This window comes from Streptomonospora salina, assembly GCF_014204715.1.
Lineage (GTDB): Bacteria > Actinomycetota > Actinomycetes > Streptosporangiales > Streptosporangiaceae > Streptomonospora > Streptomonospora salina.
This window is the reverse complement of record NZ_JACHLY010000001.1, coordinates 2,381,719-2,399,153: the sequence shown is the minus strand read 5'-3', so window position 1 is coordinate 2,399,153 and position 17,435 is coordinate 2,381,719. Positions and strand designations below refer to the sequence as shown.

Annotated in this window: 19 protein-coding genes; 17 read left to right on the top strand and 2 right to left on the bottom strand. The window is 70.4% G+C overall.

The features are described 5' to 3' along the window. Positions 1-63 precede the first annotated feature (63 nt). Genes HNR25_RS10945 through HNR25_RS10930 form a run of 4 tightly spaced genes read left to right on the top strand, consistent with a single transcriptional unit; the run spans position 64 to position 4,001 of the window. Positions 64-1,050 (top strand): NAD-dependent epimerase/dehydratase family protein, encoded by a 987-nt coding sequence (locus HNR25_RS10945; protein WP_221457503.1) that lies wholly within the window; start codon positions 64-66, stop codon positions 1,048-1,050. Further along, the gene (locus tag HNR25_RS10940) at positions 1,047-2,330 is read left to right on the top strand and encodes a glycosyltransferase family 4 protein (protein WP_184634685.1); all 1,284 of its coding nucleotides are present in this window, start codon (positions 1,047-1,049) and stop codon (positions 2,328-2,330) included. The genes HNR25_RS10945 and HNR25_RS10940 overlap by 4 nt, the downstream gene beginning before the upstream one ends. A 52-nt stretch (positions 2,331-2,382) precedes the next feature. Beyond that, entirely contained in the window at positions 2,383-3,351 is a 969-nt protein-coding gene (locus HNR25_RS10935; RefSeq protein WP_221457501.1) for a phosphoenolpyruvate carboxykinase (ATP), read from the top strand. Next, entirely contained in the window at positions 3,288-4,001 is a 714-nt protein-coding gene (locus tag HNR25_RS10930) for a DEAD/DEAH box helicase family protein (RefSeq protein WP_221457500.1), read from the top strand. The genes HNR25_RS10935 and HNR25_RS10930 overlap by 64 nt, the downstream gene beginning before the upstream one ends. Here HNR25_RS10930 and HNR25_RS10925 read toward each other — a convergent pair. Continuing rightward, positions 3,959-4,951 (bottom strand): phosphotransferase family protein, encoded by a 993-nt coding sequence (locus HNR25_RS10925; protein ID WP_184634681.1) that lies wholly within the window; start codon positions 4,949-4,951, stop codon positions 3,959-3,961. The genes HNR25_RS10930 and HNR25_RS10925 overlap by 43 nt on opposite strands. A 42-nt stretch (positions 4,952-4,993) precedes the next feature. On the opposite strand from HNR25_RS10925, the gene HNR25_RS10920 reads away from it, so the two are divergent. Beyond that, complete coding sequence (locus HNR25_RS10920; protein ID WP_184634679.1) at positions 4,994-5,422, top strand: NUDIX domain-containing protein; 429 nt, start codon at positions 4,994-4,996, stop codon at positions 5,420-5,422. A gap of 58 nt (positions 5,423-5,480) precedes the next feature. On the opposite strand, the gene HNR25_RS10915 is transcribed toward HNR25_RS10920, so the two are convergent. Beyond that, positions 5,481-6,368 carry an aminoglycoside phosphotransferase family protein gene (locus HNR25_RS10915; protein ID WP_184634677.1) on the bottom strand — a complete coding sequence of 296 codons (888 nt, stop codon included), beginning with the start codon at positions 6,366-6,368 and terminating at the stop codon, positions 5,481-5,483. 464 nt (positions 6,369-6,832) lie between these two features. On the opposite strand from HNR25_RS10915, the gene HNR25_RS10910 reads away from it, so the two are divergent. From HNR25_RS10910 to HNR25_RS10855, 12 genes are all read left to right on the top strand, one after another. Then, a complete protein-coding gene (locus tag HNR25_RS10910; RefSeq protein ID WP_246463600.1) occupies positions 6,833-7,189 on the top strand; it encodes a hypothetical protein in 357 nt (118 codons plus the stop codon). Positions 7,190-7,356: 167 nt separating this feature from the next. Next, positions 7,357-7,989, top strand: a complete 633-nt coding sequence (locus HNR25_RS10905) for a hypothetical protein (RefSeq protein ID WP_246463598.1) — start codon at positions 7,357-7,359, stop codon at positions 7,987-7,989. Between the two features lie 94 nt (positions 7,990-8,083). Then, positions 8,084-8,743 carry an SAF domain-containing protein gene (locus HNR25_RS10900; protein WP_246463597.1) on the top strand — a complete coding sequence of 220 codons (660 nt, stop codon included), beginning with the start codon at positions 8,084-8,086 and terminating at the stop codon, positions 8,741-8,743. Continuing rightward, positions 8,740-9,669 carry a hypothetical protein gene (locus HNR25_RS10895; RefSeq protein ID WP_184634673.1) on the top strand — a complete coding sequence of 310 codons (930 nt, stop codon included), beginning with the start codon at positions 8,740-8,742 and terminating at the stop codon, positions 9,667-9,669. Before HNR25_RS10900 ends, HNR25_RS10895 begins: the two co-directional genes overlap by 4 nt. Continuing rightward, a complete protein-coding gene (locus tag HNR25_RS10890; protein ID WP_184634671.1) occupies positions 9,666-10,997 on the top strand; it encodes a TadA family conjugal transfer-associated ATPase in 1,332 nt (443 codons plus the stop codon). The genes HNR25_RS10895 and HNR25_RS10890 overlap by 4 nt, the downstream gene beginning before the upstream one ends. 2 nt (positions 10,998-10,999) lie before the next feature. Then, positions 11,000-11,857, top strand: a complete 858-nt coding sequence (locus tag HNR25_RS10885; RefSeq protein ID WP_246464209.1) for a type II secretion system F family protein — start codon at positions 11,000-11,002, stop codon at positions 11,855-11,857. Then, complete coding sequence (locus HNR25_RS10880; protein WP_184634669.1) at positions 11,854-12,732, top strand: type II secretion system F family protein; 879 nt, start codon at positions 11,854-11,856, stop codon at positions 12,730-12,732. Before HNR25_RS10885 ends, HNR25_RS10880 begins: the two co-directional genes overlap by 4 nt. 42 nt (positions 12,733-12,774) lie before the next feature. Next, positions 12,775-12,975, top strand: a complete 201-nt coding sequence (locus HNR25_RS10875) for a hypothetical protein (protein ID WP_312862480.1) — start codon at positions 12,775-12,777, stop codon at positions 12,973-12,975. Next, on the top strand, positions 12,972-13,346 hold the full coding sequence (locus tag HNR25_RS10870) for a TadE family protein (protein WP_312862479.1): 375 nt from the start codon (positions 12,972-12,974) through the stop codon (positions 13,344-13,346). Before HNR25_RS10875 ends, HNR25_RS10870 begins: the two co-directional genes overlap by 4 nt. Next, positions 13,343-13,771, top strand: a complete 429-nt coding sequence (locus HNR25_RS10865) for a hypothetical protein (protein ID WP_312862478.1) — start codon at positions 13,343-13,345, stop codon at positions 13,769-13,771. The genes HNR25_RS10870 and HNR25_RS10865 overlap by 4 nt, the downstream gene beginning before the upstream one ends. Next, positions 13,768-14,163, top strand: coding sequence for a pilus assembly protein TadG-related protein (locus tag HNR25_RS10860; RefSeq protein WP_184634667.1), 396 nt, complete (start codon positions 13,768-13,770; stop codon positions 14,161-14,163). The genes HNR25_RS10865 and HNR25_RS10860 overlap by 4 nt, the downstream gene beginning before the upstream one ends. Positions 14,164-14,206: 43 nt before the next feature. Beyond that, positions 14,207-16,699 (top strand): OmpA family protein, encoded by a 2,493-nt coding sequence (locus tag HNR25_RS10855; RefSeq protein WP_184634665.1) that lies wholly within the window; start codon positions 14,207-14,209, stop codon positions 16,697-16,699. Positions 16,700-17,435 lie beyond the last annotated feature (736 nt).

Sequence of the window (17,435 nt, the reverse complement as noted above, 5' to 3'; positions counted from 1 at the left end):
TCAAGGGCTTCCCGGAGATCAGACGGCGTTTCCGCCAACGGTCCTCCTCGCAGAAAGGACATCATGCTTGCCGAAGCCAGTGACACCGCGCGACGCACCGTCCTCATCACGGGAGCTGCCGGCTTGATCGGGGTGCCTGTCGTACGAACGCTGCGTGCACGCGGATTCCGTGTCGTAGCGGTAGATGACGGCAGCGCAGGCACGTTCGACCGACTGGACGAGTTCGCCGGATGCGCGGAGTTCAAGCCCGAAGCCCTCGACATACGCGAACGCTCCCAACTCATCGAACTCGTGGCGGCCGAACGCCCCTGGGCTGTCGTGCACCTTGCTGCGCGGCACTTCATCCCCGACTGTGACGATGCGCCCGCCGACACACTGGCGGTCAACGTGCTGGGCACCCAGCACCTATTGGACGCATGCGCGGCTCATCCACCGCAGAGGCTGGTATTCGCGTCGACCGCCGACGTCTATGCCCCGAGCGATATCCCGCACCGGGAAGACGACCCTGTGGATCCTCAGGGTGTGTACGGCTTGTCCAAGCTATTCGCTGAAAGGCTGATACAGGACCAGGCGTCCCGGCTGGGCACATGCACTGCAGTGATCGCCCGGCTCTTCAACGTCTACGGCCCCGACGACCCTCATCCCCACCTGCTTCCCGAAGTCCTTCGACAGGCGGAACTCGGAAAGACTCTCCGCCTCGGCGACCTGAACACATCCCGCGATTTCGTCTACGCGGCAGATGTCGCCGACGCCCTGACGGTGCTCCTGACGACCGCGTGTTCCGGTGTCTTCAATGTCGGAACGGGAGTTACGGCCACAGGGCGCGAGCTGGTCGAGCTGGTGTCCAGCCTCACCGGACGATCGTTGGAGACACGGGTTGGCCCCGAGCGACTTCGACCCCACCTCCGGCCCGTGTCCTGTGCCGAGCCGGAACGGCTTCGCCACATGGCGCCATGGTGGCCACGAACACGTCTGCGGGCGGGCATCGGGCAGATCGTCACGGCGGACCTCCATTCCTTCCCGGAGGATTCGGAAGGCGGGGCCTCGTGAGCGCGCCGGTTCCCAAACTCGTGTTTCTGCTGGATACTCCCAACATCCGGCGCGGGCGGGCGCTGGCGGGTACCCCCGCCCGTGTCCTTGCCCTCGCCGAACACAGCTCTCGCTCGGGTGCTGACGTCACGATGATGCTGTGCGACCGCGGCGCGGACTATGGAACAGAAGTAGATTGGCCGTTCGACGTAGCACTCGTCCATCCGACTGACTTCTACAATCCCACTGCGCTTGCGGGGGTGGCCGCACGACGGGGAGCGGATTTCCTCGTCCTCTGCGAGGCGGAAGCTCTCGTGGCCATGGGCCGAAGGCTGGCTGGAATGCTCGACGCGCGGCTGGTCTATGACATGCACGACGACGATGCGGAAGTCGCGGAGACTGTTGGCGAATCACCGACCACGGTTGAGCGCCATGCGAAGACACAGGGCGCTGCGCTCGAGAACGCCGACGCTGTGATCGTCTCTACTCGGAACGAGGCCTCCTTAGCGGCCGCTGGAGGTGTTCCAGCGTCGCGGACGGCCCTGCTACCTAACGGCGCCGATCCGCGTAGAGCCTTCTACTGGGGTCCCGATGCCGACGCCTCGACGCTGGTCTTCGTCGGAAACCTGTACTACAGGCCCAACGCGGCCGCGGTCGAGGCGATCTGCGACACGATCCTCCCCTCTGTGCGCGCTGAAGGCGTCGACGTTCGGGCACGGATCATCGGCCGCGGCCCCGCCAGCCTGACCCGCAGCGACCGGGACATCGAGTTCACCGGTCGTGTCGACACCGTCAGCGAAGCGTTCGAGGCGACGACCCTCGCCCTTGCGCCGCTTACGGCCGGATCCGGAGCGAAAATGAAGGTTCTCGACTATCTGGCCGCCGGGCTTCCGGTGCTGGGCACCGATCAAGCCGTCACGGGCCTTCCGAATTGCCATCCCGGCGTACTCGTCGAGGACGACCTGCACTTGTGGCCTATGCGCATTGCCGCGCTGCTGAGGGACCCCGCACTCCTTGAGCTGATGGGGCAAGCCGGGCGTCGCTGCGTCGAGGGAGAACTGTGCTGGCCACAGATAGGCGCGGAGCTGGTCCGGCACTGTCGATCGTGGCTTGCAAGTGTCCCCTCGCAAGCCCGGGAGGTCGTCGACGAAACCGACGCAGGCGCGCCCCGCTGGCTGGCCGAGCACTCGCAGCAAGACGCCTTGGGCGAGCCGGAAAGCAGTCGGCCCAGCCAACCGCGCTGGCTCTGCCCAAGGACTCCTCAATCCCAGGAGGGCACGGATGGCTTCACGACTGCTTGATCTCGGGACATGCGTGTGCCGACTGGACGCCCCTGAGGGGGTCTGGGCTGTTATGCGTCACTACGTCAGTCCGTTCGTCGTGGCCGAGACCGGCCTTCGTTCACACCTGACAGTGGTGGTAGAGCGCGATCCCGCCGGCGTCGCCGAGGCTCGCCACATCCTCACCGCGCAGCCAGCGACTGCGGTGCGCACCAGTCATCCCCGGCAGCGTTACCGCGTCTGGACCGCCGGGAACGGCGAAACCCTGCTTCCGAACTCCGTCCCGGACCACGTGATCACCAGGACACCGGGACTCGTGAGCATCGCCGCCGAACACACCGATGTCGCCGCCACCGTCGGAACCCGTGTGGTACGCCAACTCATCATGCGCGGTGGTGAAGCCCAGGGCGGGCGCAGCGTGCATTCAGCAGCGGTGGACATCGGAGGTCGCGGGGTCCTGGTCACAGGTCATCCCGGATCGGGCAAGACCACAGTGTTCACTCACCTGATCGAGGAACACGGCGCGCACCCGGTGTCCAACGACCGGACCATCCTCGTCCCCACACACCCTGGCCGGTGGAACGCCGTCGGCGTCCCCCTGGCCGCTCGTTTCACTCCCGAGGGGATGAGCGGCTCCCCCCTCCTGGCGGGCGCGCTCGATCGTCTCGAACCCACCCGGGGGCGGCACCTCGTAGACGGAAAGGTGGAGCTCACCCCCGGGGAACTCGCCTCTCTTGTCAACCGACCGTTCGTTCCCATCGCCGAGGTCGCTTTGATCGCTGTTCTAACGCGCACGCCACCGTCGCCGATTCAAGATGAGGGCTTTCTGCGACGGCATCTCGATTTCGGCGCCGAGGACTTCTTCGCCGACGACTGGCTCGACCTGAGTCGCCAACTCGAAGGACCAACGGATACCCCAAACAGCTGCGACGAGCTGTGGGACCGGCTGGCGGGGGATGTGCCGAGGCTTTCGCTGACTTGGACGGATCCGACCGAACTGCCGAACATCGCATCGTGCATCCATACCCGGGTTCGACGGTGAGGGGATGTGTCCTGGCGGGGGTATGGGGCGCGGGCAAGACCTCGGTCTACCACCGGGCGTTGGCGCGGCTCGTCGCCTCGGGCTGCGAGTCGCTTATCGCGATGCCCCAAGCCGCGACGCTCACCACACACACTTACTCGCCCGGGGCACCGCATGAGCACGCGGACCGCATCCTCACATGGCTCGATCATGTGACCGCGTTTCTCGAAGAGAGCGACCGGCGCTTCCGGGCGAGTACGCTTCCCCAGCACCGCTTCGCGCACACCTGGGCTCCAACATGTGTGCTCGAGGGGATCGGATTCGACATGCACGTGTATGGGCTTCCAACGAGCCGATACGCGCTGGAAGACATCGAAAAGCGCCTCTCCGATCTGGGGGTGCACCTCGTACTTCTTTGGGTGCCCGAAGACCGCGTTGCTGCCCAGTGCGTAGATTCGACGCGAATTCATCGAGGACCGAAATGGTCCCGCTATTTGAACGGTTTCGGTGCCACGGATGCCGAGAGGGCTGACCACATCAGGGGTGTGCAGGCCGAGCTGCTCCGTCGGGCGCAGGAATCTCGGCTCCCCCTACATGTGATCGATACAGGCGCCCAAGATTGGGACTCTTACGCACACCGTGTCGCTGAGCTGATCATCGACCAGACGTGATCAGCTCCGCCGGATCCGACCCAGGCGTGCAGGCGTCGCACGTAGTCTTCGCGCATCGCATGGTCAGCGACTCGTGTCCAATATTCGACCCCTGTCAGTAACTCCAGGCCGGTTGCGACGGCGAGCCGTTCCGTCCAGCGACACGGCCATTCGGCAGTGCTGCGATAGCCCTCGGCGAACGCCTTCGCCCACTTCGGTCGGTCGGGGAACATCCACATCGCGGGTTTGACGAAGTCCATCACCGGGTCGACCCAGCGCAGATGCTCCAGGTCCAGGAGGAGCCGAAAGCCGCCTTCTTCATCGAGCAGAATGTTAGGCGGGTAGACGTCCAGATGGGAGACCGCCGGCTCCGCGACCGCGGACACGTCCTCCGCCATCCCGAGCAACATGCCCAAGCCCTCTTCGATCAGCGGTCCTGGAACATCAGCGACGTCTCGATAGGCCGTCCGCAGCGTCCCCACCCGATGAGCGATGACGGCATCCCAGCTTGTCGATATCGGGCTCAGACCTGTCACCGCATCGCCGAAGGCATCGACTGGAATCTGATGAAGCTGCGCCAACGCCGCGCCGGTCTCCCGCATGACCTCCAGCGCGGCTGTAGCCTCCAGGGCGGGCAACGCCTCTTCGGCGTCCATACCGGGGAGATACTCCAAGACCGTCAACGGCCGACCGGCCACCGCATCGGAGGACTCGGTGAAGGCCAGAAGCCGCGGCACCGCTACTCCATGCTCACAAACGCGGCGGTGCTCGGCCAGACGCTCCAAGCTGGCCGCTCCGCGTTGCCCCCGAAGAACTTTTCCCACGAGCTGGCCACGCGTCGACTCCAGGACCCATGACGCGTGGTTCCGGCCTTGTCGTAACGGACGGACGACGCGCACCGGTCCGAGGCCGGAAAACAGCTCTTCCACGCCCGTTGCGACAGCCTCGGCGGTAAGCTCAGAGTTCGTCACAAGCGGCAACTCTAAAGGCACCCGAAGACACGAAGGGCAGACATGAGCGCCACAACGGAGATCATCGCCCGTGCTGTCATTCGCCGGGACGGCCAACTTCTCGTGGCGCGTCAACGCACCAAGTCCTGGTCGTTTCTGCCCGGGGGCCACGTCGAGCCGGGGGAGAGGGTGGAGGCCGCCCTCGTTCGCGAGGTGCGCGAAGAGCTCGGCGCCGAAGCGAAAATCGAGCGGTTCCTCGGTGCGGTCGAACACGGCTATATCGAGGACGACGCCACCCGTCACGAGATCAACCTGGTCTTCGAGGTAGCCATCACCGACGTGGAACCCGCCAGTCAAGAAGATCACCTGGAGTTCCACTGGCTGGACGTGAATCAGCTTCCCGATGCTGACGTCCGTCCCGGTGCGCTCAAGAGTGCTCTCGTCTCTGCGGGTGACGATCCAACGCCGTTCTGGCACGGGTTGGACGGCTGAGCGGCGACGCGACTCCGGTATTCGCGGGCCTCACCGTCCCCGATGTGCCGCCACGCGTTCAGTGCGCTGCCAGGACTCGTTCCAGGGTGGCGTAGCCCGCTGGTTCCCAGGTCGGTTTGCCGCCGGGCAGCCCGAGCCGCCCGTTGCGTCCGATCCCGATCAGGCCCAGGGCGCGCAGGACGGCCCACCCGCGGGCCCGGGCGACGGTTGCTTCGTCGGTCTTCCCATAGGCGTCGAAGAACCGACGCGCCGCGCCGGCAGGCAGCAGGATCCAGGCGGCGGAAAGGTCGGTCGCGGGATCGCCCGCGCACATGTCACCGAAGTCGATCACCCCGGCGAGCGTCCCGTCCCGGACGACCACGTTCGCCGGATGCAGATCGCCGTGCAGCCAGAGCGGGGCACCCTGCCAGGCGGGGGCCGCCAGGGCCTGCTCCCAGATGTCGCGCGCGCCGCCGGCGCCCGGGTGGTCGGCGATGGCCTCGAACCAGCGGTCGGTCCCTTCGTGCAATCCGGCCAGGGGGACGCCGCGCGCGGGGTTGGTCGGTGCGTCGGCGGGTGCCGGCGCGTGCAGCGCACGGAGGAACTCCGCCAGGGTCTCGGCCGCGTCGGTGCGGGTGACCGGCGCGCGGTCGGCCGGTTCGCCCCCGACCCAGCGCGCGACGGTCCAGGTGTGCGCGAACAGGTGTGACGGTTCGCCGATCCGCACCGGGGCGGGCGTCGGCAGCGGCAGGCGGTTCGCCAGCGTCGGCAGCCACGTCTGCTCGGTGCGCAGCAGAGCGGGGGCGTGTTCGGTGCGCGGCATGCGTACGGCCAGTTCCGGTCCGAGGCGCCATAGCCGGTTGTCCCAGCCGCCGTCGACGGCTCGGAGTTCGAGTTCGGCCAGGTCGGGATGCTGGTCCCGGAGCAGCGACCGCACCAGGTCCTGTTCGGACGTGGATCCGTCCATCGACTCGCCTCCGATCGCTGCATGCGCAGGCACGTTAACACCGGTCGAGACCCAGCAGTTCCCGTCGTAACCGAATGACTCCCGATGGTGCTACCGCGATATCTGCGCAATGGGGACCAGTAGGTTTTCAGGTGATTTTGGCCCGTGGGTGCGGGTGGTCCGGATTGGACACCAGTCCCGTGTGGCCTTGCCATCAATTTCGGTCACACTGAGTTGCTGGATTTGGGTTGTGGGGGCATTGAGGGCTGGTTAGAGTCATCATTGGTTTCGGAGAGTGATCGAACGATCGCCTTGCGGATTGTGGGTGGCTCGTGCGGTTTGCCGTTGGTGCGGCGGTGTTGGGTGTCCTTGTGCTGGGGAGCGGGTGCTCGTCGGGTGAGGAGGCCGCGGAAGCGAATTCGTCGCCAAGTGTGTCGCCGCCCTCCACCGCAGAGGCCCGGGCGCTGGAGGCCTACCGCGGACTTATGACGGCTGTCGTGGAGGGCTCGCACGAAGGAGTCACCGACCACCCCGACCTCGCCTGGTACGCGAAAGGCGAAGCGCTCGAATTGGCGCAGGACTGGCTGGACGGGACCCGAGCGACGGGTGAGCCCGGCTTGAAGCCGGAGGTCGTCGAACGGGATCTGGGCGGTGATCCGCCGAGGGTCGTCATCGACGACTGCGTGGATGGCTCGGACTGGCAGATCGTGGAAGAGGACCGGGAAGGCGACCTTCCCGACTCCGATGAGCCGCGGCCCACCACCGCGACTGTGACCGAGGAACGCGGTACCTGGCAGGTCGAAAAGCTCTGGTTCGGCGAGTACGGCGAATGCGAACGCTAACCCTCGGGCGCATCGGTCTCGTACCGACTGCAGGCGCGTTTGCGGTGGTGACGGCTGTGTCTTCGGTCGCCTATGCGGATGAAGGCTTCATGGCGAAACCTGAGTGCGGGAGCGCTTCCTGTGAGATCCGCGGACGTTCGCGCGATCCGGGACGATCCGACGGTCCGGTGACCGGAAACGGGGAGCGCCCTCCTTCGCCCGACTCGGCGCAGCCGGTCGAGCCGGAGTCGCACTGCACCGAACCCGTCGACGGGATCGGCCACTGCACGACCACGATGACCTCTCCGGCGACCACCGGCGGGGGCGGTGTGGATGTGGAAGCGCTGATCGATGAGGCGCGGGCGCAGCTGGAGCTGCCGGAGCCGGCGATCGGGTCGGCGCCGCCGATGGGCGGGGACATGGTCGTGCGGTTCCCGGTGTGGCTGTGGATCGAGCCCGAGCAGTGGGAGCCGCGCACTGCGGACGTGTCGGTGGACGGCGGGTCGGCGTCGGTGACGGCCACCCCGCGCGAGGTGATCTGGGACATGGGCGACGGCACCGACGTCACCTGCTCCGGGCCCGGCACGGTGTACGACCCGGCGGTGCACACGGCCGGCGACGCGTCGCCGGACTGCGGGCACAGCTACGAACTGTCGTCGAAGAACCGGCCCGGGGCCGAGGACACGGTCCAAACCCGTGTGGTCTGGGACGTGGCCTGGGAGTCCTCGACGGGCGAGGGCGGGGAGCTGGAGCCGATGGAGACCGCGGCCGACCGCGGGGTGGAGGTGGTCGAGGTGCACTCACTGGTGGTCGAGGGCTGACCGCGCCCGTGGGGCGTGTTGGGGAGAACCGGGGGGAGGAGCGGTGGGAGTTTCCGCCGAAAAGACAGAAGGCACGCATCCGGTCACCGGACGAATGGATGCGGTCACGCGCCGGAACCGGCGGTGGGCGGTGGCCGGGGCCGGGATGGTGGCGCTGGGAGCGCTCTTGGCCGTGTCGGCGACGGCGGCCGCCGAAGACCGGGCCCGGGTGGCGGTGGCCGCACGCGACGTACCGGCGGGCCACGCCATCGGGGAAGCCGACCTGCGGATGGTGGAGGCCTCGGGCCTGCCCGAGGGCGACTTTCCCGGTACCGAGCCTGAGGACGTGGTCGGGCGCCGGGCCGCGGTGGCGCTGAAGGAGGGGACGCCGATCCCGCGTACCGCCGTCGCGGAGCAGGGCGTTTGGCCCCCGACGGATCGGGCGGTGGTGGCGGCGGAGCTGCCTGCCTCGGCGGTGCCCGAGGCCGCCGACATGGGCGCCCCCGTCGACATCGTGCTGACGGGCCGGGAACCGTCCGAGCCCGCTGCCGACAGCGACGGCGAGGGCGGCGGGCCGACCGCGCAGGAGGACGGAGTGGTCGCGGGCCGGGTGCAGTCGGTGGAGCGCTCCGGCCGAGGCGAGGAGGAGTCGACGGTGCATCTGGACGTGCCTGCAGAGCAGGCGGCGGCGGTAGCGCGGGCGGCCGGGCGCGACGAGGTGCGGCTGGCGCTGACGGCCGCGCTGGTCGCGGGAGCAAACGGGGAGGACCTGTGATCATCGGGGTGTGTTCGCTGTCGGGGGCGCCGGGGGTGACCTCGGTGGCGGCGGCGCTGGCGGCTTGCTGGCCGGTGACGCCGCTGAGTGTGCCGGTGCTGGTGGAGGCCGACGCTTCCGGTGGGGATATGGCCGTGTGGCACCGCCGCCGGGTTGAGCGCGGTCTCGGTTCGTTGGCGGCGGCCAGCCGCCGCTCGAACCCGCAGGCGGAACAGGGCGATAACCCGCTGCTGGACCACGCCGAGCAGGTGGCCGGGTGCGTGCCGACGGTGATGGCCGAAACGGCCGCGCCGACCTGCGCCTCGGCGATCTATGAACTCGCCCACCACCCGGCGCTGCTGCGCTCCGGTGGGGTGGCGGTGGTCGATGTAGGGCGGATCAGTCCGCGCACGGCCGGGTCCTATCTGCTGTGGCACGCCGACGCGGTGGTCGTGTCGGTTCGCGAGGATCCCGCCCAACTCGGGCGTCTGGCGGCGTGTGCGCCGGGTTTGGCGCGGCTGGAGGAGGCCGGGATCCGGGTGGGCGCGTGCGTGGTCGACAGGGCGCGGTGTTTCAGCGACCGCGAGATCGCCGAGCAGACGCAGATGCCGGTATGGGCGCGCATGCCCCACGATCCGCTGGGGGCGGCGTTCGTGCGGGGCGAGGCGTTGCCCGCCGGACGGGGATGGTGGGCGCGGGCGCGCGGCTGGCTGCGCGAACGCCGCGACATCACCCCCGTGGAGTGGCTGCCGCTGATGCAAGCCGCGCGCGGGCTGGCCGAGCGCCTGGAGGAACTGGGAGAGCGCACTCCCGCTTGGGAACCCACGTCTGAGCAGCGGGTCGGCGCACCTGTCGACGAGGAGAGCGCGGCCCCGGCGCCGCAGGAGCCGGTCGCGCTCATGCCCACGGCGCCCTGCCCCGTGACGGAGCAGGGGAGGGCCGCATGACCACCGTCGACGCACAAGCACCGGCCGCCACGACCCCGTTGGTCGAGCAGGTGGCCGGGGAGGTCACCGCCCGGCTGCTCGACCGAACCGGACAGGACCCGCCCAGGGCCCTCGCCACCGATGAGGAGGGGGAGTACCGCCGCCGCGTCGGCGCCATCGCCGACGAGGTCCTCGACGCCATGGCCGCCGACAGCCTCTCCCGCGGCAGCACGGTACTGACCCGCGCGCAGGAGGACGACGTCCGCGCTCACGTGGTGGCGCGGGTGTGCGGGCTGGGCGGTCTGGAGCCGCTGCTGGCCGAGCCGGGAGTGCAGAACATCCTCATCACCGGCGAGCGCGTGATCGTGGACTTCGGCGGCGGGCACCGCGAACCGCGCCCGCCGGTAGCCACGAACGACGCCGAACTCATCGGCCTGGTGCGCCGCATCGCGGCCTCCTCGGCCTCGGGGGAGCGGCGCTTCGACGCCGCCGCACCGCTGCTGTCGATGGAGCTGCCCGACGGCTCCCGGCTGTCGGCGGTGATGGACGTGGCGCGCCGGGTCGCGGTGGCCATCCGCCGCCACCCGAGCGAATCGCTGGGCCTGCACGCCCTGCAGGAGTCGGGGATGCTGGACGACACGTCGCGCGGCCTGCTGGAGGCGGCCGTGTCCGCGCGGATGAACCTGCTGATCGCCGGTGCCACCGGGGCGGGCAAGACCACGCTCCTGCGGGCCTTGGCCCTGGAGACGTTCGGCCCGTGGGAACGCGTCATCACCGTCGAGGACAGCCTGGAGCTGAACCTGGACGAAGACGCCCGCTCCGACTGCGTCGCACTGCAGGCGCGCCCGGCCAACATCGAAGGCGCCGGGGAGGTCACCCTGGCCGAGCTGGTGCGCCACGCACTGCGCATGGCGCCGGACCGGGTGATCGTGGGCGAGACCCGCGGGACCGAGACCATCGCCCTGCTGAACGCCATGTCGATGGGTACCGACGGGTCGATGGCCACCGTGCACGCCGGCAGCTCCGAGCAGGCCTTCACCAAGCTCGCCGCCTACACCGCCCAGGCGCCCGAGCGGCTCTCGCTGGAGGCCACCAACCTGCTCATCGCCTCGGCGGTGCACCTGGTCGCCCACATCACCACCGCCCCCGGCGGCCGGCGCCGCCTGGCCAGCGTCCGCGAGGTCATCGGCGCCGAAGGCGGCCAGGTCGTCTCCAACGAGATCTACCGGCGCACCGGCGACGACCCCGGTGCCCTGGTGGTGCCGCCCGGCCCGGAGCGGGCCGCGGCGCTGGCCTCCTGCGGGTTCGACTCCGCGGCCGCATTCGCCCCGACGGGAGGGACCTGGTGAGCATGCCGACCGGAATGGTGGCAGCCGCAGCCGGCGGCCTCGGCGGGGCTGGCACGGTCATGCTGGCCTATGCCGCCTCCCGCCACCGCACCACCACTGCCGCTGACGCGCGTGCTCGGCTGCGCCGGGCCGTGGGGCGCCGGTGGGGCCGGGCCGTCGCCGCAGCAGGAGCCGGGGCCGCTACGGGGGCGGCCACGGGGTGGGTCGCCGGTGCGGTCATGGCCGCGGCCGGAGCGTGGTGGCTGCCGCGCCTACTGGGCCCCGACACGGCGACCATCGCCGAAGCCGAAAGCGCTGAGGCCGTGGCCACCTGGGCCCAGCAGCTGCGCGACCTCATGGCCGCCTCGGCCGGGCTGCACCAGGCCGTGCTGGCGACCGCCCCCGTGGCCCCGGCCCCGATCCGCGCCGAGGTCGCCGCCCTGGGCCGGCGCCTGCGTAGCGGCGTCGCCATGGACGAGGCGATGGGCGCCTTCGCTCGGAAGGTGGACAACCCCACCGCCGACCTGGTCGCCGTCGCCCTCTCCTCGGCCGAAGGCCGCCACGCCGCCGATCTGGGCGCCCTGCTGGGAAGGCTGGCCGAAGCCTCCCGGGACCGCGCGACGATGCTGGTGCGCACCTCGGCCGGACGCGCCCGCGTGCGCGCCTCCGTGCGCATCATCGCCGCCATGTCCTTGCTCATGGTCGCCGGACTCGTAGCCTTCAACCGCACCTACCTCGCCCCCTTCGACACCCTGACCGGCCAGATCGTGCTGAGCCTGGTGGGAGCGCTCTGGGCGGTGGCCTTCGTATGGCTGGCCCGGCTGACCGCCCCCGTGGCCGCGCCCCGCCTGCTCGCCCGCACCGGGGGTGATGCCGGGTGAGCGCCGTTGCCGCCGGGATCGCGGGGGCGGCCCTGGGCGCCGGCGTGTGGATGCTGGCACGTGCGCGCCGTCGCCCGTCACTGGCCGAGTTGCTGAACCCGTCGACTCCCCGCCAGCCCGCGGCCGCCCACGGCGGCCCGGCGGCCCGGCTCGGCTCCAAGGGTGCGGCCTGGCTGGCCCGCCTCGGGCTGCCCCGCCACCGACTGCGCGCCGATCTGGCCCTGTGCGACTCCTCCACCGAGGCCTACCTGGCCGAGAAAGCCACCGCCGTAGCGGCCGCCATAGCCGTGCCCGTGGTCCTGGCCGGGCTCGACACCGCGCTCGGCGCCGGGCTGGCCCCGCCGACCCTGCTGGCGGTCTCGGCCGGGTGCGCGGGCGCCTGCTGGATGGCTCCGGACCTGGCGGTGCGCACCCAAGCGCGCCGGCGCCGCGCCGAACTGCGCACCGCCACCTCCGTGCTGGCCGACCTCAGCGTGATCGCCCTGGCCGGTGGCGCCGGGGTCGCCGGGGCCCTGACCCAGGCGGCCCGGCCCGGCCGCGGCTGGGCCTGCGAACAGATCCGCACCGCCCTGCACACCAGCGCCGTACGCCAACAACCCGCCTGGTCCGCCCTGGCGCACCTGGCCGACACCACCGGTGTTGCGGAGCTGGGCGAGCTGGCGGCCTCACTGCAGCTGGCCGGGGCCGACGGCGCCCGCGTGCGCGCCTCGATCGCCTCCAAAGCAACAGCCCTGCGCACCGCCGAACGGGCCGCGGCCGAGGCCCGCACGGCCGCCCGAACCGAGCGCATGACCCTGCCGGTGACCGTGCTCGTACTCGGGTTCATGGTGCTGATCGGCTACCCGGCCCTGGTCCACGTGGTCACCGGCTTCTGACCGACGATTCCGCCGCACTCGACCCGCGAGAGGAACACACCCGTGCTGTCGCAACCCCGCAGCGTCTGCGCCGCTTTCCGCAGGCGCCACCGTGCCGCGCGCCGGTGTGAACGGGGCTCCTACACCACCGAGCTGATCATCGGCATCACCATCGTGGTCGCCATCACCGCCGTGGTCGGGCCCATCCTCATCGACACCTTCACCGACGCCGCGAAGAACATCGACCTGGGAGTGGGGGAGTGAGGAGCCGCGACGAACGCGGTTCCACCGAGCTGGTGATGGCGTTGCCGGTGGCCTTCGCCATGATCATGGGCGTCTTCCAGATCGGGCTGTGGGCCCACGCCCAGCAGCGCGCCGACGCCATCGCCCACCAGGCCGTGGCCGCCGCCCGAACCTATGACGCCACCGCCGCCACCGGGAGGCGCGCCGGGGAACAGGCGATCACCCAGCTCGGCGGGAACCTGCTGCGCCAGCCACACGTCCGGGTGGTGCGCACCCCGGGACAGGCCAGGGCCACCGCCCGCGCCGACGTGCTCAGCATCGTTCCCGGCTGGCACCCCAGTGTGGAGGCGGTGGCGCGCGGCCCGGTCGAACGCACCGAGGCGCCGGCGTGAGGCGTCGACGCCGCGACGAGCAGGGCAGCGCGGCCGTGGAGCTGATGATGGCCGCACCGGTCCTGATGCTGGCCGCGCTGCTGATGGTGGCCGCCGCCCGCCACGCCGACGCGGCGCTGGAGGTGTCCGCGGCCGCCCACGGCGCAGCCCGCGCCGCATCCCTACACACGACCCCGGCCGGGGCCGAAAGCGCCGCCGTCGGTCACGCGCGGAAGGAGCTGCAACGGGCCGGGCTGGCCTGCCAGGACCACACCGTCACTCTCACCACGGTGGGACGCGCGCGGGAACAGGCGGCACGGGTGCGCATCACCTGCCGTATCGCACTGGGCGACCTCGCCCCGCTCGGGCTGCCCGGCCACACCCGGCTGAGCGGAACCTCGCGGGCCCCGATAGATCCCCACCGCGACCACGAGGAGGCCGGTTGAAACCGCGTTCGCGTGACGACGGAGGCCGCGTTGTCGTCTTCGTCGTCGTCCTGGGTGCGGCGATCGCCGCCTGCTTCGGGCTCGTCCTCGACGGCGGGCGCATGCTCATCGACAAGACCCGCGCCTCCACCCTGGCGCACGAGGCCTCCCGCGCCGGAGCCCGCGAACTCGACGAGGCCGCCGTGACCGAGCAGGGGCAGGTGCAGCTCGACGCCTCCGCGGCGCGGGAGCGCGCCCGCCAGCATCTGCGCGCGGCCGGAGCCACCGGAACCGCGCGGGTGCAGGGCTCGACCGTGACCGTGGTGGCCGAGGTGCCCTACTCCACCACGATCCTGCCGCTGGGCGAGGGCATCGCCCGGGCCCGCGCCGAAGCCGACATGATCCGCCGCTGAGCCCACCCGCCGACGCCCCGACCGGTGAGGAGACGAGGAGGACGTGACCGTGCAGCCGTTGACCGAGAGGGCCGCCGGCGTCGCCGGAGCCGCGTTCCTGACGGGCACACCCGTGGCGCTGGCCCGCGTCGGATGGCCGCTGGCAGCCGACGGGGTGGGATGGGCCGAGGTGGTGATGCACCTGCGCGCCTTCACCCTGCCGACCTCGCTCCTGCTGGCCGCGCTCATGTGCCTGGTTGCCGCGGCCTGGACCGCCTACGCGCTGGCCACCGTCGCCGACCTGCTGCGCATGGTCCAAGGGCAGGCGCCCCGCATGGCCGTCGCCCGGCTGGCAGCCGCCGTCCTGGCGGCCACCGCCTCGGGAACCGCGCTGGCCGCACCGGCGGCCGCCGACACCGCGTCCGCCTACAGCGCCGCTCAGCCGATCAGCGCGGCCGAACACGGCCCCGACGAGCGAGAACACCAGCAAGATCGGGACCGGGGCGTCCACCGCCACCGCTCCGTGACCGGATTCGCCCTCGACTCCGCCGACCTGGCCCCGGACATGCGCGCCCGGCTCGACTCGGTCGCCGAACTCGTCCGGGCCTACGGCGACCCGGATACGCCGATCACCGTGACCGGCCACACCGACCCCACCGGCGGCGAGGACTACAACCTCGACTTGTCGCAGCGCCGCGCCCAGGCCGCCGCGTCCTACCTGCGCACCACCCTCGGCGCGGAGTTCGCCTTCACGGTCGAGGGCGAGGGCGAGGCGCAGCCACCCCCGCATGGCGGCGATACTTATGCCGAACTGCGCCGCGTCGAGATCGACTACCGCCTCCAGCCACCGTCGAAACCCGGCCCCGTGCGGCCCGTGGAGAAGCCGGACCACACCGCCGCCGGACACGAGAAGAGCGCTCCGGCGGCACAGGAGCGCGAGGAAGCGACCTCCGGCATCGCGGTGCCCGCGGCAGCGGCGACAGCGGCCATCGGAGCGGCGGCCCTCGCTGGCGGCTGTGCCCTCGCGCGCCGCAGCCGTCGCCACCGTCACACGGGAGACGGCGCCTTGGGACCCGCGCTGCAGGACGATGAGACCACGTTGTCGGAAGCGGCGGCCGAGGACGAAGCGCCCGCCCCGTCCCGGCCCGTTGAAGCCGAGGCGAGCGAAGGCTCCCGTCAGGTGCGGCTGGGACCGGAGGTGGTGGTGGACGCCACCCGGGGCCTGGCCATCACCGGGCCCGACGCAGCGGGCGTCGTCGCCGCGCTGCTGGCCCGCACAGCCCGCCAGGCGCCGGGAAGCGTGATCGCCACCCGCAGCGCGCTTGAGGAGATCGGCTGTGGCGAGGACGGAAACCTCCACGGAGTGACCCGCGTCATGGGGACCGAGGCCGCCCTGGTGCGGGCCGAGGCGTACCTGGTGGCCGCCCAGCGCACCGCGGAGGACGACGCAGAGGAGGAGACGGCGGAGGTGTTGCCGACCGTGCTGGTGGAGGCCTCGGGCCAGGGGGCTCCACACGAGCGTGTGCGCGCGATGCTGGCCGTCGAGTCCGCCACAGCGCCTACCGTGATCGCCCTGGCCGACCTGGGCCAGGGCACCCGCATCCACGCCGGCGACGAGCTTGTGCGTATCACCGAGGCTGACGCGACCGTCCGCGAGTTCCCGGCCGATGCCCTATGGCGCCAGGACGGCGCCCCTGCAGGCGAACCGCCGCCTGCCGGTGAGCACCCGGCTCCGGTGCACCCCTCTCCCGCCGCGAATGCCGGCGCCGACGCTCCTGCGCCGCGGCCGGAAGCCGGGCCGGGCGCCGTGGTCCTGCGGCTGTTCGCCCCGCGCGTGGACGTGCGCGCCGCCGGGAGCGAGGTCACCGACCGGATGCGCGCTGCGGCCCGCCTGTTGCTCGCGTACTTGGCGATCCACCCGGACGGGGCCACCGGCGAGGAGATCAGCGAACTCCTCGCCCCTGGTGCGAGCCCGGCCCGGGCCCGTTCCGCCCGCAACAACGCCCTCAGCAGCGCCCGCAGCGCAATACGTGCCGCCCTGGGCGCCGAGGAGATGCCGGTGGTCGAGACGGTCGGCGGGCGCTACCGCCTCCAGAAAGAGTTGTTCGACGTCGACCTGCGGCATTTCAACGACGCCCTCGACCGCGCCAAAACCACCTCCGGTGACGCACGCGCCGAAAACCGTCGCACCGCCCTCGCCTACTATGTCGGTGAATTGCTTTCGGATATCACCGAAACCTGGGTGGAGACCGAACGCCACCGGTGCCGGCGCAGCGCCGCGCAAACCTGCGTACGCCTCGCCGAGGAAACCACCGCGGTGGCGGACAAGGTTTCTTTGCTGGACCGGGCGTGCACCATCGATGCCTACAACGAAATGGTGCACCGGATGCTGGCCGAGGCATATGCGGAGAACAACGATCCCGACGCGGTCCACCGCACCTACCAGCGATTGAGTGAGAACCTGCGCGGTATCGGCGAGCGTCCCTCCAAAGAGGTGCGGGCGCGGGTGGAGAACCTCACCTCTATTGCCCCGCTGCGATCCGGCGCTCCCCGTTAGAGAGCGGCCGAGCAGCCAGACGGAGCCTGCAGAGGCGGCGCCTGATTCGCCGTCTGATTTGCCGCGCGATTTGAGGCCTGATTCGGGGCACGCACGCGCCACGTTTTGGGGTCTGATTCGGGGGGCGCTTGACCGTGCCCCCCAGGTGTGGTGATCAGTGCAGGTCAGGATGCAATCAGGGGATAGGCCGGTGCACAGAACTAGAGACCACAGGTGTCTGTGGTATCCGTAGGGTGCGGGCCGCCCGGCGGCCCGTTCATCCCGCTGTCCTGCTGCCTCGGACCGGCTATTACTCCGTTCATAACATTTATCGTTCCTTCCTTCTTATTATTCTCCTTCTGTTTCTTTGTATCTTCTTTGTTTTTGTGTCCTTTCGTCTTGTCGGGTTTGCGGATTCCGGGGTCCATGATCACCCAGAACGGAGTCGTTCGCGGGTTGTCGGATGTTCGCCGGCGGGCCCCGGAAGCCTTTCCCGCGCGTGCGCGGTTCCTCCTATGTGCGGGTTCCGCGAAAAAAGTTGCCGGAACGGTTTGACATTCCCGCCGGGCCCAAGTTGCTCTTGGTGGTGTCAGCGGGAACGCCGACGGAAACCGCAGGGCGGAAACGCCGAACGGCTTGACTCGGCGAACAGGCCCAAGCGACGTTTGGGTTTCCCGAGGGCGACGGAATTCGACCGCCCCCGAAAAGGGAGGTAATCATGGGCGGAAACCGAGAAGTTTTCTGTCCGGGATGCAAG

Excerpts from the sequence above, each read along its gene's own strand:
- HNR25_RS10945 (WP_221457503.1), top strand. The coding sequence starts at position 64 with ATGCTTGCCGAAGCCAGTGACACCGCGCGACGCACCGTCCTCATCACG.
- HNR25_RS10935 (WP_221457501.1), top strand. The coding sequence starts at position 2,383 with ATGCGTCACTACGTCAGTCCGTTCGTCGTGGCCGAGACCGGCCTTCGT.
- HNR25_RS10920 (WP_184634679.1), top strand. The coding sequence starts at position 4,994 with ATGAGCGCCACAACGGAGATCATCGCCCGTGCTGTCATTCGCCGGGAC.
- HNR25_RS10915 (WP_184634677.1), bottom strand. The coding sequence starts at position 6,368 with ATGGACGGATCCACGTCCGAACAGGACCTGGTGCGGTCGCTGCTCCGG.
- HNR25_RS10910 (WP_246463600.1), top strand. The coding sequence starts at position 6,833 with ATGACGGCTGTCGTGGAGGGCTCGCACGAAGGAGTCACCGACCACCCC.
- HNR25_RS10900 (WP_246463597.1), top strand. The coding sequence starts at position 8,084 with ATGGATGCGGTCACGCGCCGGAACCGGCGGTGGGCGGTGGCCGGGGCC.
- HNR25_RS10890 (WP_184634671.1), top strand. The coding sequence starts at position 9,666 with ATGACCACCGTCGACGCACAAGCACCGGCCGCCACGACCCCGTTGGTC.
- HNR25_RS10885 (WP_246464209.1), top strand. The coding sequence starts at position 11,000 with ATGCCGACCGGAATGGTGGCAGCCGCAGCCGGCGGCCTCGGCGGGGCT.